This is a genomic window from Kribbella sp. C-35 (assembly GCF_046549195.1).
In the GTDB taxonomy this organism is placed as follows: Bacteria; Actinomycetota; Actinomycetes; order Propionibacteriales; family Kribbellaceae; genus Kribbella.
Genome location: NZ_JAJPWG010000001.1, coordinates 1,499,887 through 1,514,168 on the forward strand (window position 1 = coordinate 1,499,887; position 14,282 = coordinate 1,514,168).

Sequence of the window (14,282 nt, forward strand, 5' to 3'; positions counted from 1 at the left end):
CGCTTCCTCACCGTTAACTACCGGGTGAGGCGAGCACCCGGTTGCATCCCGGAACTGGCAGGCGTACGACGAGGGCCCCGCGGACATGGTGTCCGCGGGGCCCTCGTTACCGGCTACTGGCTCAGGTGTCCTGGAGACCTGTGGTGCCGGTCGTGCCGCCGGTGGTGAGGTCGGTGAGCTCCAGGTCGGAGGTCGTCGACTTCTGGTTACCGGTGAAGGTGAAGTACTCGGTCACTCCTTCGGAGTCGACCGTGCCTTCCGGTGCGGCGTCGACCAGGACGATCTGGCCGGGACGCAGTTCCCCGAACAGGATCTTCTCGGCCAGCACGTCCTCGATGTCGCGCTGCAGTGCGCGACGGAGCGGACGGGCGCCGAGGACCGGGTCGAAGCCACGCTTCGCGGCGAGTTCCTTCGCCGCCGCCGTGAGCTCGATGCCCATGTCCTTGTCCTTCAGCCGCTGCTCGATCTGGGCCACCATCAGGTCCACGATCTGGACGATGTCCGCCATCGTGTGCTGGTGGAAGACCACGATCTCGTCGACGCGGTTCAGGAACTCCGGCCGGAAGTGCTGCTTCAGCTCCTCGGTGACCTTCGCCTTCATCTTCTCGTACGACGACGTAGTGTCGCTCGCCTGCGAGAAGCCCAGGCTCACCGCCTTGGCGATGTCCTTCGTGCCCAGGTTCGTGGTCATGATGATCACGGTGTTCTTGAAGTCGACCACGCGGCCCTGGGCGTCGGTCAGACGACCCTCGTCCAGGATCTGCAGCAGCGAGTTGAAGATGTCCGGGTGGGCCTTCTCCACCTCGTCGAACAGCACCACGCTGAACGGCTTGCGGCGCACCTTCTCGGTCAGCTGGCCACCCTCTTCGTAGCCGACGTACCCAGGGGGCGAACCGAACAGCCGGGACGCGGTGTGCTTCTCCGAGTACTCCGACATGTCGAGGCTGATCAGCGCGTTCTCGTCGCCGAACAGGAACTCGGTCAGCGCCTTGGACAGCTCGGTCTTACCGACACCGGACGGGCCGGCGAAGATGAACGAGCCGCTCGGGCGGCGCGGGTCCTTCAGGCCGGCGCGGGTACGCCGGATCGAGCGGGACAGCGCCTTGACCGCGTCGGTCTGGCCGATGTACCGCTTGGCCAGCTCCTTCTCCATGTCGAGCAGCCGCGAGGACTCCTCCTCGGTCAGCTTGAAGACCGGGATGCCGGTCGCGGTGCTGAGCACCTCGGCGATCAGCTCCTCGTCGACCTCGGCGACCACGTCCATGTCGCCGGCCTTCCACTGCTTCTCACGCTCGGACTTCGCGTTGATCAGCTTCTTCTCGTCGTCCCGCAACCGGGCGGCGCGCTCGAAGTCCTGCGCGTCGATCGCGGACTCCTTCTCCCGGCGCACGGTGGCGATCTTCTCGTCGAACTCGCGCAGGTCCGGCGGAGCGGTCATCCGGCGGATCCGGAGCCGGGCGCCGGCCTCGTCGATCAGGTCGATCGCCTTGTCCGGCAGGAACCGGTCCGAGATGTACCGGTCGGCCATCTGCGCGGCGTTCACCAGCGCGGCGTCGGTGATGGTCACCCGGTGGTGCGCCTCGTACCGGTCGCGGAGGCCCTTGAGGATCTCGATCGTGTGCGCGATCGAGGGCTCGGCCACCTGGATCGGCTGGAAGCGGCGCTCCAGCGCGGCGTCCTTCTCGACGTACTTGCGGTACTCGTCGAGGGTGGTGGCGCCGATCGTCTGCAGCTCACCGCGAGCCAGCATCGGCTTCAGGATGCTCGCCGCGTCGATCGCGCCCTCGGCCGCGCCGGCCCCGACGAGGGTGTGGATCTCGTCGATGAACAGCACGATGTCACCGCGGGTGCGGATCTCCTTGAGCACCTTCTTCAGGCGTTCCTCGAAATCACCGCGGTAGCGCGAACCGGCCACCAGGGCGCCCAGGTCGAGAGAGTAGATCTGCTTGTCCTTCAGCGTCTCCGGGACGTCACCACGGACGATCTGCTGGGCCAGACCTTCCACGATGGCGGTCTTGCCGACACCCGGCTCACCGATCAGGACAGGGTTGTTCTTGGTCCGCCGGGACAGCACCTGCATGACCCGCTCGATCTCGGTCTCGCGCCCGATCACCGGGTCGAGCTTCGCCTCACGAGCGGACTGGGTGTAGTTCCGGCCGAACTGGTCGAGCACCAGGGAGCTGCTGGGTGCACCCTCCGGAGCCGTGCCCTGCGGCGACGACTCCTTCCCCTGGTAACCGCTCAGCAGCTGGATGACCTGCTGCCGGACCTTGTTCAGGTCCGCACCGAGCTTGACCAGGACCTGCGCTGCGACACCCTCACCCTCGCGGATGAGGCCGAGCAGGATGTGCTCGGTGCCGATGTAGTTGTGGCCCAGTTGCAGGGCCTCGCGCAGGGAGAGCTCCAGCACCTTCTTGGCGCGGGGAGTGAACGGGATGTGCCCGCTCGGTGCCTGCTGCCCCTGGCCGATGATCTCCTCGACCTGGGACCGGACGGCTTCGAGCGAGATACCCAGGCTCTCGAGAGCCTTGGCGGCGACCCCTTCACCCTCGTGGATCAGGCCGAGCAGGATGTGCTCGGTCCCGATGTAGTTGTGACTGAGCATCCTGGCTTCTTCCTGTGCCAGGACGACTACCCGACGGGCGCGGTCCGTAAATCGTTCAAACATCGCCAAAGCGCTCCTTGCCTCAGAGGAGTCGGACGTGCCGTGTTGGCCGACCCCCGTACATGCATGCTAGTCCCCGGCACCGACAGCCTCGCTCTCGGCGAACACCCGATCACGGGTCCATCGGCCGTCCGGGCGGCATCACAAGGGAACAACCGCACTGGTAACCAGCGTGTTCCCGGTGCACCGCGATCCGACAGCGTGTTCGCCACCAGCGAATTCCCAGAACTGCCTGCCGGGTCAGCCATCAGATCCGACACGCCGTGTCCCACTCTGTGAAACAACCGGAATGCGGACGGTCCCGGCACCCAATGCGGGTGCCGGGACCGGCGACAGCTGAAAACCCACACCACCCCGCCGAGCGGAGCGAGGCGGGACGTTACTTCGCTTCGTTGTACGCCGCGCGCACCTCGGCGGAGATCCGGCCGCGCTCGCTGACCTCGTAGCCGTTCTCCTTGGCCCAGGCCCGGATGTCCGCGGAGTCCGAGGCCGACCGGCCCCGGCCGCGCGCCCGGCCCGCCGCACCCCGGCGGCCGGCCACCCGGCGGCCCGAGCCGACATACGCGGCGAGTGCGTCGCGCAGTTTCGCGGCGTTCTTCTTGGACAGGTCGATCTCGTAGGTCGTTCCGTCCAGCCCGAAAGTGACAGTCTCGTCGGCCTTACCGCCGTCGAGATCGTCCTCGAGAACCACCTGCACCCTTTGCGCCATCGATGACAACCTTTCCGCGCCCGCCATCGGGCACAATCCCCCTGCTGAATTGTTAGCACCTGATTTGTACCGCACAAACCAGGTGCTTGTCATTCATCGACGCAGTGCAGTCATGGTGACCTTGCGTATTCATCCGGTTCGAACCGGCCGGTCCGGAATAAATTCGGCCCCTGGATTTGCGAAGGCCGTCCGTTGTGCTATGCAACGACCTGGAAAATCACTCCGGACGCAGCAACGGGAACAGAATCGTCTCCCGGATACCGGTCCCGGTGAGCAACATCACCAAGCGGTCCAGGCCCATCCCCATCCCGCCGGCCGGCGGCATCCCGAATTCCATCGCGCGCAGGAAGTCCTCGTCGAGATCCATCGCCTCCGGGTCGCCCGCGGCGGCCAGCAACGACTGCTCCACCAGGCGATCGCGCTGGATCACCGGGTCGTTCAGCTCCGAGTACGCGACCCCGAGTTCGACACCGTTGAAGAACAGGTCCCAGGCCTCCACCAGCCCCGGAATTTCCCGGTGCGGCTTCGCCAGCGGTCGCGCCGACTCCGGATAGTCGCGGACAAAGGTGGGCTGGATCAGGGTGTGCTCGCAGAGCTTCTCGAACAAGTCGACGGCGATCTCGCCGGCATTCCGGCCCGGCTGCAGCTCGACGTCGTGCTGCTCGGCCAACTTGGTCAGACTGGCCAGGTCGGTGCTCGCGTCGACACTCTCACCGACCGCTTCCGAGAGCAGCCCGAAAAGCGTCGCGTGCTGGAACGGCTGCTCGACGTCGATCGTCGAACCGTCGCGCCCGGTGATCGTCGTACGACCGATCGCACGGCCCGCGTTCCGGATCAGCTCCTGGATCAGCTCGGCCATCGTGTCGTAATCGCCGTACGCCTGGTACGCCTCGATCATCGAGAATTCCGCCGAGTGGGTGGAGTCCAGCCCCTCGTTACGGAACGTCCGGCCGATCTCGTAGACCCGGTCGACGCCGCCGATCATCGCCCGCTTGAGGTCGAGCTCGAGCGCGATCCGGAGCTTCATCTCCTGGTCGAACGCGTTCAGGTGGGTCGAGAACGGCCGGGCCGCGGCGCCGCCGTTGGTCAGCTGCAGCACCGGCGTCTCGACCTCGACGAAGCCGTGACCGTCGTACGTCGCGCGCAGCGACTTCAGGACAGCTGCCTTCGCGCGAACCATCTCGCGCGCCTCGGGACGCACGATCAGGTCGACGTACCGCATCCGGACCCGGGCCTCTTCGCTGAGCGGCTTGTGCTCGTTCGGGAGCGGGCGGAGCGTCTTCGCGGCCATCTGCCACGCGGTCGCCTGCACGGACAGCTCACCGCGGCGGCTGGTGATCACCTCGCCCTGGACGGACAGCAGGTCGCCGATGTCGACGAGTTGCTTGAACCGGGCCAGCTCCTCCTCGCCGAGGTCGGCGAGCGAGAACATCACCTGCAGCTCGGTCCCGTTCCCCTCGCGGAGCCGGACGAAGCAGAGCTTGCCGGTGTTGCGCAGGAAGATCACCCGGCCGGCCACGGAGACCTGCTCGCCGGTCCGGGTGTCGGGCTCCAGGTCCTGGGCGTCGTACTTCGCCCGCAGGTCCTTGAGCAGGTGCGTCCGGGGCACCGAGATCGGGTACGGCGGCACTCCTTCCGCCAGCAGGCGGTCACGCTTCTCCCGGCGAACCCGCATCTGCTCAGGCAGGTCGTCCTGCCCGCTGTCGGGGTTCACCGGGTCCACGTGTGCATCAGTCATGCCTAAAGGCTAGAGGCTGTCGTCCAACTACTTTTGGTCGACTCGTGTGGAGAAGTGTGCAACCGGAACAACGGGGCCACCGTGTACTGCAACGTCGACGCCGTGGACCAAACTGTCGGCGGCTTCGTAGAGCATGAGCGGCGATGACTCGGCACACGACCTTCCGCTTCTGCCTCGACCCGACGGCCGAGCAGCGGGCCGCGCTCGTCCGACACGCAGGAGCCGCGCGATTCGCGTTCAACGAGTGCCTCAGCCTCCACCTACGAGCCCGTGCCGGCCGGCGGCGCGATGCCTCCGAGACGGTCCCCTGGACCGGCTTCGATCTGGTCAACCTCTTCAACGCATGGAAGAAGACCGAGGCTGCCGGTCGTGTGATCGCTGTCGACGGCAGCAACACGGCGGCAATCGTGGTGACCGGGCTCACATGGCGGGCGAAGGTGTGTCAGCAGGTGTTCGAAGAGGCCGCCGTCGATCTCGGCAAGGCACTCCGGGCGTGGAGCGATTCGCGCCAGGGCAAGCGCCCGGGCCGAAGGGTCGGGCACCCGCAGTTCAAGAAGAAGAGCCAGAACGCCGGGTCATTCCGGCTTCGGAACAAGCATCCCAAGGGCGGTCGACCAGCGATCCGCGTGGGCGACAGCGTCCCTCGATCAGTGACCTTGCCCGGCATCGGGACTATGCGGGTGCACGACGACACCCGCCGCCTCCGCCGACTGTTGGCCAAAGGCCGAGGGAAAGTGCTGTTCGCCACCATCAACTGTCGAGCGGGGCGATGGTGGGTCTCGTTGAACGTCGAGGCCGCCGACCTCCACCCCAGCCAGCGGCACTCGGCTCGCGCTGCGGACGACGAAGGCGGCTGGGTCGGTGTGGACCGAGGTCTGTCGGCGCTCGTAGTGGCCGCCACAAGTGAAGGCGCCGAAGTTGCGCGGGTCGCCAACCCGCCGAAGGCCTTTGCGACCGGGATGCGACGGCAGCGACGGCTCGCGCGGGCCGTGTCCCGGAAATCCAGAGGTTCGAAGAACAGGAGGAAGGCCGCCGCTCGGCTCGGGCGGCACCACCGCCGCGTCGCGAACGTCCGCAAGCACTTCCTGCACCAGGTCTCGAACGAGTTGGTCAAGACCCACGACCGTCTCGTCATCGAAGACCTGAACGTGGCAGGGATGCTCCGCAACCACCGGCTCGCACGCGCTATCTCTGATGCCGGGTGGGCCGAGCTTGCCCGACTGCTCGCCTACAAGCAGTCGTGGCGGCACGGCGCGCTGATCAAGGCGGACCGCTGGTTCGCCTCATCGAAGACCTGCTCAGCGTGCGGGACAGTGGCACCAGCCCTGACCCTCGCTCAACGGACCTTCGAGTGCGCTCCCTGCGGGCACACCCTCGACCGCGACCTCAACGCCGCGATCAACCTCGCGATCTGGGCCGAGAAGACTCACGCCCGGACCCGGGACCCCCAAGCAGGAGGCCCGGTCACCAATGCCCATCGACAGGAAGGCACTGGCTCTCATCCGGATGAGAGTGAAACCGGCCTGGAAGACGTGGGAACCGACGCTCAGACAGTACCTGCTGCCTGAACAGAAGACGCCCGAGAAGGGCGGTGTCTCACGGCCTCTACCTGGTTGTTCGACACACGCTTCAGTGACTGAGTGCCTCCAGCTCCGAATCCTTTGTTCGGTCCTTGCTCCGGGCGACCAGGGCGCCGACGATCGCCGCGGCCGCCACGCAGGCCACTCCGCAGGTCACGAACGTCCCGCGCGGACCGATGAGCGCACCCGCCAGACCGCCGAGCAGCATCGCGAGAATGCTGAACGAGCGGACCGTGCCGTTCAGGGCCGCGATCACCCGGCCACGGACAGCTTCGGCAGACCTGGTCACTACCAGTGAACTCGTCGCCGCGTTCAGCATCCCGCTGCCGACGCCGATCGTGGTGGCCCCGATCAGCAGTGTCACGAGGTTCCCTGCCAGGCCCATCAGCACGCTCGACCCACCGATCGCCGCCATTCCGACGACGACTCCCACGGCCCGGGCCCGATCGCCGTTCAGCCGGCCGCTGTACCAGGCGCCGAAGATCGCCCCGCCCCCGGTCGCCGCACCCGCCGCGCCGTACAGAGCAGGCCCGAGGCCGAGCTCGCCGGTGATCAGGAAGACCTCCACGACGTTGACCGCCTCGCCCGCGACCACGAACAGCCAGAGCGCCGGAACCAGGATCTTCAGGATGTCGTCACCGAAGATCGCGCGCAGTCCCGCCGACACCCCGCCACGCTCGCGGGCGGCCCCAGGCTCCGGCCGACGACGGGTGCGGACCAGCTGGGCGACGACCACCAGAGCGAGGAAGGTCGCGGCGTCGACGAGCAGGGCGCCACGGCTGCCGACCCAACCGACCAGCACACCGCCGGCTGCCGAGCCCGCGAGCGTCGCGACCCCGATCAGCGCCTGACTGGTCCCGGTGGTGCGCCCGACGAGTTCCTCGCCGACGATCCGCGGGATCAGCGCACCCCACGCGGGCCCGGCGACGGCCTGGCCGATCTGAAGCACGCACACCAGAGCCAGCGTGTTGACCAGGTCGTGCACGAACGCGAGCCCGACGCCGGCGACCACTTGCAGCAGCCCTGACCAGACCAGGACTTTCCGCGAGTCGAACCCGTCCACGATCCGCCCGGCGAACGGGATCATCAGCACGGTCGGTACGGCGAACGCGAGCAGCAGCGCCGTGACGGCCGCCGGCCCATGCCCGTCGGAGACCCGCAGCATCAGGGCGATCAGGGCGATCGAGTCGCCCGCGTACGACAGCGCGCGAGCGGGCAGGACCAGCCGGATGTCCCGGGACGACCAGATCGAGGTCTGAAGTGTTTGCTTCATAGTTGTGAAGTAAACACTTCAGATTTCGCGGCGTCAAGCGGTTCGCTACGCTGACCTCGTGGCGAAGAAGAAGCGGCTGGTGATCACGGATCCGAAGGCGATCCGCGCCCTCGCGCACCCGGCCCGGCAGCGGGTCATCGACGAACTGTTCAACGGCAAGGTGCTGACCGCGACCGAGTGCGCGGAGCTGGCCGGGCTGACGCCGTCCGCGATGAGCTACCACCTGCGCGCGCTGGAGAAGTGGGGCATCATCCAGCGCGCCGACGAATCCGCCGACGGCCGCGAGCGGCCCTGGCAGGCGCCGGCCGCCAGCCTGGTGATCTCGTCGCAGTCCACCGGCGCCGGGCGGCTGGCCAGCCAGGCGATGATCAAGACCGCGATGGACGCGGTCCTCGACCAGTTCGTGGACATGGACGCGGACGATCCCTGGGACGGCGTCAGCTCGATGAGCCGGTCCCGGTTGTGGCTGACCCGTGACGAGGCAGAGCAGTTCAACCAGGACCTGAGCGACCTGGTCGACCGCTACAAGAAGACCCGGACGGCGGCGAGTCATCCGGCCGGGACGCGTGAGGTGACGTCGCTGATAGCCGTCGTACCGACCGGGGATCCGCCGGAAGGCAGCTGAACCGTTAGCTACGGATCTGCGTATGTCGGAGTACCGTCGAAGGTAGAGGTACTTTCCGCCGTCGGGTGGTCGCCATGCAGTCCTGGATCCTGTGGTTGATCGTCGCCGCCGTCCTCGGCACGGCCGAGTTGATGACGGCGACCTTGGACCTGCTCCTGCTCGCCGTCGCCGCGCTCGCCGCGGCCGGGATCGGCGCGCTCGGACTCGGTATCGCGTTCCAAGTGGTGGCCTTCGCGATCACCGCCGCGGCCATGGTCACGCTGGTCCGCCCGGTCGCGCGCCGGCACTTGACCGGGCACCCGAAGCTGCGGACCGGTGTCGCCGCACTGATCGGCCGGGAGGCCGTCGTACTCGCACCGTGTGACCGGGACGCCGGCCGCGTCCGGATCGGCGGCGAGGAGTGGAGCGCCCGCTCCTACGACCCCGATCTGCAGATCCCCGCGGGCACCCGGGTCGACGTGTTCGCCATCGAGGGGGCTACCGCCCTCGTCCATCCTCAGGAGGAACCATGGCCGAACTGATCATCGGAATCGTCGTCGCGTTGCTCGCCGTCGTGCTGGTACTGCGGACCGTGCGGATCGTGCCGCAGGCGCGGGCCAGCAACGTCGAGCGCCTCGGCCGGTACCTGCGCACGCTGGAGCCCGGGCTGAACGTCGTGATCCCGTTCATCGACCGGCCCCGGCAGCTGATCGACCTGCGCGAGCAGGTGGTGTCGTTCCAGCCGAACTCGGTGATCACCGAGGACAACCTGGTCGTGCACATCGACACGGTGCTGTACTTCCAGGTCACCGATCCGCGCGCGGCGGCGTACGAGATCCAGAACTACATCCAGGCGATCGAGCAACTGACCGTGACCACGCTGCGGAACGTGATCGGCGCCCTGGACCTGGAGAAGACGTTGACGTCGCGCGAGCACATCAACTCGATCCTCCGCGGGGTCCTCGACGAGGCGTCCGGCAAGTGGGGCATCCGGGTCAACCGGGTCGAGCTCAAGGCGATCGAGCCGCCGGCGTCGATCAAGGAGTCGATGGAGAAGCAGATGCGGGCCGAGCGGGAGAAGCGGGCCGCGATCCTGAACGCCGAAGGTCAGCGGCAGTCCCGGATCCTGACGGCCGAGGGTGACCGGCAGGCCGCGATCCTGCGCGCCGAGGGTCAGGCGAAGGCGATCGACACCGTCTTCGAGGCGATCCACCGCAACGACCCGGACCCGAAGCTGCTCGCGTACCAGTACCTGCAGATGCTCCCCGAGCTGGCCAAAGGACCCGGCAACACGTTCTGGGTCATCCCGTCCGAAGTCACCACCGCACTCCAGAACGTCACCAAGGCCTTCAGCGGCGAGACGACGACCCCAGCGACTCCGGCGATCCCGTCCGGCAACGGCCACGACCCTGAGATTTCCCGGAGTTAAGTCGTGGCTGGTCGTCCCACGCCGTAGCGAGGAGGTGCTCGGTGCGGTGCATCGGCGCGCGGGGGCGAAGGTCTCGATGCGGATCATCGTGGCCTTTGCCCCCGTGCGGCGAGGTGCCGTGCCGAGTGCCCCGCAGTAGGCGTGGGACGACCAGCCACGACTTCTAGTTGCCTGGTCACCAAATCGGTTGTCTGACGATGTCACTATGGGTGCATGGGGGAACCTCTGCTGATCGCGCAAGCGATCGCCATCCCGTCGGGGGTGGCCGTGCTGGCGTATCTGGTGGTCGGACTTGTTATCGGCGTGGAGAGCATGGGTGTGCCGCTGCCCGGTGAGACCACGCTCATCGCGGCCGCGCTGCTCGCGTCGCAGCAGCATCATCTGAAGATCGAGTTCGTGATCCTGGCCGCCGCCGCGGGCGCGATCATCGGCGACTCGATCGGGTACTTCATCGGCCGCAAGGCCGGCCGCCGGTTGTTCGAGCGGCTGGGCAAGCGGTTCCATCACTTCTCCGAGGACCGGATCGTCCGGGCCGAGAAGTACTTCCACAAGTACGGCGTCTGGACGGTGTTCTTCGGCCGCTTCGTCGCACTGCTGCGGATCTTCGCGGGCCCGATGGCAGGCATGCTGCGGATGCACTACCCGCGCTTCCTGGTCGCGAACGCCGCCGGCGGCATCGCCTGGGCGACCACGATCGGTGTCGTCGCGTACAAGATCGGCGACAACGCCGACAAGATCTTCGGCCGGGTGTCGGTGTTCGCGCTGATCGCCGTCGCGGTCGTGGCGGTCGCGCTGTACGTCGTCCACAAGGTCCGCAAACGCCGCCGCGAACAGGTTCCCGAGCCGGTACCGGCCGAGTCAGCGGACGTGTAGCTCAAGCCCCGGCGTGGTGATCCCGTCGATCGGCCGGCCGAACATCATCGCGCCGGGGATCACGAACCGGTAGACGAAGTCGCCCGGCTGCGCGGCCTTGAACGCCAGCGCGGCCGCGCCGTTGCGCATCGGCAGCGCCTTGGAGTCCACCCACCGCCGGGTCTGCCGGTTCCAGGCCTGCAGCATCACGGTCGTGTTCATGCCCGGCTTCACGGCGACGGACACGGTCACCGTCGAGCCCTTCGCCGTCGCCGTGTTCCCGTTGGCGAATCCGGCCGACGCGACCCGGACGATGCTCTTCGTGTACGCCGGCTTGCTGGTCGACGTACCCGTCTGGGTCCCGCCCTTGGTGTTCTCCGGCACGGTGATCTTGTACGGGCGACTGCCACCGGTCGGCACCGCGATGTCGTAGTACCCGCCGGCCGTCGTCGACCCGCGCGCCGCCGGCGTCCACCGCGCGCCCGGGGTGACCTGGGTCAGCACCACGACCGGTACGCCGGCCGGGGTCGCGCGCTTGCTCGTGCACGGCGCGTCGAGGTCGCAGCCGACCTGGTGCAGGATGACCCGCCCGCGGACCCGGATCGGCACACTGAACTGGGCCAGCCTCGGTACGGCCGCGTTGATCGAGCTGGTCAGCCCGAGCACCTGCCCGCCGATGCTGGTGCTCCACTCGTTCTGGGTGCGCAGCTGGAACGTGTACGGCGGTTTGACGCTCTTGATCACCTGGCGGTTCGAGGTCGTCGCCGGGCCGATCACCTTCAGCATCTGACCCGGCCGCCCGATCATCGGCACGTACCGCTGGGTCTTCTTGCCCTTCACGTCCAGCGGGTCGTTCGGCGTGAAGTCCTGCGGAGCGACCGGCACCGACCATCTGATCAGCACCCCGCGCCCCTGCTTCGCCACCGCCGCCGCGCTCGGCCGCACCGGACCGTCGGTGTCGAACACCGGCGACTTGGTGAGCTTGCTGGTCACGCCGCCCTGTGAGGTTCCGGTCCCGACGGCGACCTTGTAGTTCCCGTCCGGCGGGAACGCCGAGGTCGGGATCTCCCACCGGTTCGGCTCACCGGCCGGGATGTACTTCACGTACGACGGGCTCTCGCTGAGCACACCCTCGATCGTGACCCGGTTCGGCTGCCCGTTGTCCTTCCAGGTCACCAGCACCGCAGGACGCCCCTTCGGCGCCCACGCGACGGCGACCTCGGTCGGCGCCGGATCGGAGGCACAAGCAGTCAGCGAGGCAGCGCCCGCAACCACCGCCAGCGCTACGGCGAGCACGCGCCGCATTCCGACCACCCCTCGTCTCCTCACGACCAACCGGGTGAACCATACCCAGTCGCGGGTGCCCTTTCCCCATGGCCGTTGCCGGATCGGTATCGCGCACCTACCGTGAGGTAAGCCACTGAGGGGGGAACCACGATGGCATTCATCGGTACGCCGAACGACCCGGAGCTGTTCGCGGCGAATCGGGCGCCGGCCGGGCATGTGCCCAACTTCGTCCACACGTTCGCCGCGCGACCGGCCGTCTACGAGGCGTGGAAGCAGCTGAACGGCGCGATCAAGGAGTCCATGGACCTGCGCCGATACGAGCTCGCGACGCTGGCCGCGGCGACCGCGCTGAAGTCGAGCTACTGCAGCCTCGCGCACGGGCAGATCCTGGCCGACAAGTTCTACACCGCGGAGGAAGTCGCGGCGCTCGTCGACGAACCGGCGAACGACCCGGTCGACCGTGCCGTGATGGCCTTTGCGCGCCAGATCGCACTCGCTGCCGACACCGTGACCCAGGCGGACGTCGACGCACTGAAAGCAGTCGGCCTGACGGATGCCGACGTACTCGACGTAGCCCTGGCCGCCGCGGCCCGGGCCTTCTTCTCCAAGACCCTCGACGCCACCGGCACGCAACCCGACGAGGCGTTCAACGGCCTGCCCGAAACCCTCCGCAAAGCCCTCACGGTCGGCCGCCCGATCTACTCAGGCTGATTCTTCGGGGTGCCGCCGAGGTGGTGCTTCGTGGTGACGCCCGTGTACATCAGGTGGGTCACGAGGCCTTGCGCGGCGTGCGGAAGGTTGTGGCAGTGGTCCATCCAGATGCCCGGGTTGTCGGCCACGAAGGCGACCTCGTAGGTCTCCTTGTCCTCGACGTTGAGGGAGTCCGTCCGCCACGGACTCCCGGTCGCGCGCACCCCGTCGCGGCTCAGGACGACGACGTGGTGGCCGTGCAGGTGCATCGGATGGACCTGCCCTGAGGTGTTCTTGATCGTCATCCGGACGATGTCGCCCTCGCTCACCACGAACATCGGCACGTCCGGGTACTGATGCCCGTTGATCGTCCACCACAGCCCGGGTTTCCCGTCGAAGAACCCGATCCGCCGGCCGATGTCGTACCGGAACACCCGGGTCGCCTTCGCGGGATCGAACCCGAGCGGCTTCGGCTCCCCGTAACTCAGCAGGTCGACCCGGTCTCGCGGCTCGGTCCCGGTCGGCGCGTCACCGTCGCCGATCACCAGGGTCGTCGGTCCCCCACCGAGTCCGATCCGCACCGGCTTCGCCGTGGGGATCTCGAGGTCCACCCGGCCGCCCGCGGTGACGAGCACCGCTTTCCCACTCACCTCGGTCGGCGCGTTCACCTCGGTCCCGTCGACCGCGACCACCTTGTACGACGCCCCGTCGACCCAGACCGCCATCGGTCCGTTGTCCGTGTTGATCAACCGCACGCGTGCGATCGGACCGGGTGCCTTCAGGCGACGTTCGCCGTACTCGCCGTTGACCGTGCGGACCTTGTCGTACGTGTGCACCGCCGCGATCACGTCCGTCGTGGTCGGCTGGACGATCAGTACGCCGTACAGACCCTTCTGAACCTGCTCGTGCGAGACCTGGTGCGAGTGGTACCAGTACGTGCCGGCGTCCTTCGCGACGAAGCGGTACACGGACGACTTGCCCGGCGGAATCGCGTCCTGCGTGACGCCCGCGACACCGTCCTCGGCATTCGGTACGTCGACACCGTGCCAGTGCAGTGTGATGCCGTCGGCAACGTTCTCGTTGCGCAGTGTGACCTGGACGAGATCGCCTTGTTTCGCGACGATTCGCGGCCCCGGCGACGTGTGGTTCAACGTGTAGCCGTCCATCGATCCGCGGCCGGGGATCTCGAAGCGCTCCTTGCGCGCGACGAGGTCCACCGCGACGTCAGGCTTCTGATCGGTAGGACCGGTCAGCTGGCTGACGTCCGTACCGTGGTGGTCATGCGCCGACGCCGGTCCACCACCGTAGTCGGCGTACCCCATCGCCATCGGCGACAGGTCGCCAGGAACCAGGCTCCGCTGCCAGAAGAAACCGATCGGCGCCAGCACGACGATCGTTGCGACGATCGCGATCAGCACCCGACGAGGCGGCGGCCGCATCGTCACGACCGCCGCC

General features: G+C 67.7%; 12 protein-coding genes. 6 read left to right on the top strand and 6 right to left on the bottom strand.

Features of this window, described 5'->3' with window-relative positions:
- Positions 1 to 121: 121 nt before the first annotated feature.
- From ACLJOO_RS07640 to lysS, 3 genes are all read right to left on the bottom strand, one after another.
- Positions 122 to 2,668, bottom strand: coding sequence for an ATP-dependent Clp protease ATP-binding subunit (locus ACLJOO_RS07640; protein ID WP_410786110.1), 2,547 nt, complete (start codon positions 2,666 to 2,668; stop codon positions 122 to 124).
- A 376-nt stretch (positions 2,669 to 3,044) separates the two neighbouring features.
- Entirely contained in the window at positions 3,045 to 3,374 is a 330-nt protein-coding gene (locus ACLJOO_RS07645; RefSeq protein ID WP_410786111.1) for a histone-like nucleoid-structuring protein Lsr2, read from the bottom strand.
- Positions 3,375 to 3,591: 217 nt separating this feature from the next.
- On the bottom strand, positions 3,592 to 5,112 hold the full coding sequence (gene lysS / locus ACLJOO_RS07650) for a lysine--tRNA ligase (RefSeq protein ID WP_410786112.1): 1,521 nt from the start codon (positions 5,110 to 5,112) through the stop codon (positions 3,592 to 3,594).
- Positions 5,113 to 5,255: 143 nt separating this feature from the next.
- Between lysS and ACLJOO_RS07655 the strand changes: the two genes are divergently transcribed.
- The gene (locus ACLJOO_RS07655; protein WP_410786113.1) at positions 5,256 to 6,680 is read left to right on the top strand and encodes an RNA-guided endonuclease TnpB family protein; all 1,425 of its coding nucleotides are present in this window, start codon (positions 5,256 to 5,258) and stop codon (positions 6,678 to 6,680) included.
- 61 nt (positions 6,681 to 6,741) lie between these two features.
- On the opposite strand, the gene ACLJOO_RS07660 is transcribed toward ACLJOO_RS07655, so the two are convergent.
- Positions 6,742 to 7,965 carry an MFS transporter gene (locus ACLJOO_RS07660; RefSeq protein ID WP_410786114.1) on the bottom strand — a complete coding sequence of 408 codons (1,224 nt, stop codon included), beginning with the start codon at positions 7,963 to 7,965 and terminating at the stop codon, positions 6,742 to 6,744.
- Between the two features lie 58 nt (positions 7,966 to 8,023).
- Here ACLJOO_RS07660 and ACLJOO_RS07665 point away from each other — a divergent pair, with 58 nt between their 5' ends.
- The 4 genes from ACLJOO_RS07665 (at position 8,024) to ACLJOO_RS07680 (ending at position 10,871) form a co-directional block, all read left to right on the top strand.
- A complete protein-coding gene (locus tag ACLJOO_RS07665) occupies positions 8,024 to 8,590 on the top strand; it encodes an ArsR/SmtB family transcription factor (protein ID WP_410786116.1) in 567 nt (188 codons plus the stop codon).
- 74 nt (positions 8,591 to 8,664) lie between these two features.
- The gene (locus ACLJOO_RS07670; protein WP_410786117.1) at positions 8,665 to 9,111 is read left to right on the top strand and encodes an NfeD family protein; all 447 of its coding nucleotides are present in this window, start codon (positions 8,665 to 8,667) and stop codon (positions 9,109 to 9,111) included.
- Positions 9,099 to 9,998 carry an SPFH domain-containing protein gene (locus ACLJOO_RS07675; protein ID WP_410786118.1) on the top strand — a complete coding sequence of 300 codons (900 nt, stop codon included), beginning with the start codon at positions 9,099 to 9,101 and terminating at the stop codon, positions 9,996 to 9,998. Before ACLJOO_RS07670 ends, ACLJOO_RS07675 begins: the two co-directional genes overlap by 13 nt.
- A 213-nt stretch (positions 9,999 to 10,211) precedes the next feature.
- Positions 10,212 to 10,871, top strand: a complete 660-nt coding sequence (locus tag ACLJOO_RS07680; protein ID WP_410786119.1) for a DedA family protein — start codon at positions 10,212 to 10,214, stop codon at positions 10,869 to 10,871.
- Here ACLJOO_RS07680 and ACLJOO_RS07685 read toward each other — a convergent pair.
- Entirely contained in the window at positions 10,857 to 12,155 is a 1,299-nt protein-coding gene (locus tag ACLJOO_RS07685; protein ID WP_410786120.1) for a hypothetical protein, read from the bottom strand. The genes ACLJOO_RS07680 and ACLJOO_RS07685 overlap by 15 nt on opposite strands.
- Positions 12,156 to 12,287: 132 nt before the next feature.
- Here ACLJOO_RS07685 and ACLJOO_RS07690 point away from each other — a divergent pair, with 132 nt between their 5' ends.
- On the top strand, positions 12,288 to 12,848 hold the full coding sequence (locus tag ACLJOO_RS07690; protein ID WP_410786121.1) for a carboxymuconolactone decarboxylase family protein: 561 nt from the start codon (positions 12,288 to 12,290) through the stop codon (positions 12,846 to 12,848).
- Here ACLJOO_RS07690 and ACLJOO_RS07695 read toward each other — a convergent pair.
- Positions 12,836 to 14,266, bottom strand: a complete 1,431-nt coding sequence (locus tag ACLJOO_RS07695) for a multicopper oxidase family protein (protein ID WP_410787130.1) — start codon at positions 14,264 to 14,266, stop codon at positions 12,836 to 12,838. The genes ACLJOO_RS07690 and ACLJOO_RS07695 overlap by 13 nt on opposite strands.
- Positions 14,267 to 14,282 lie beyond the last annotated feature (16 nt).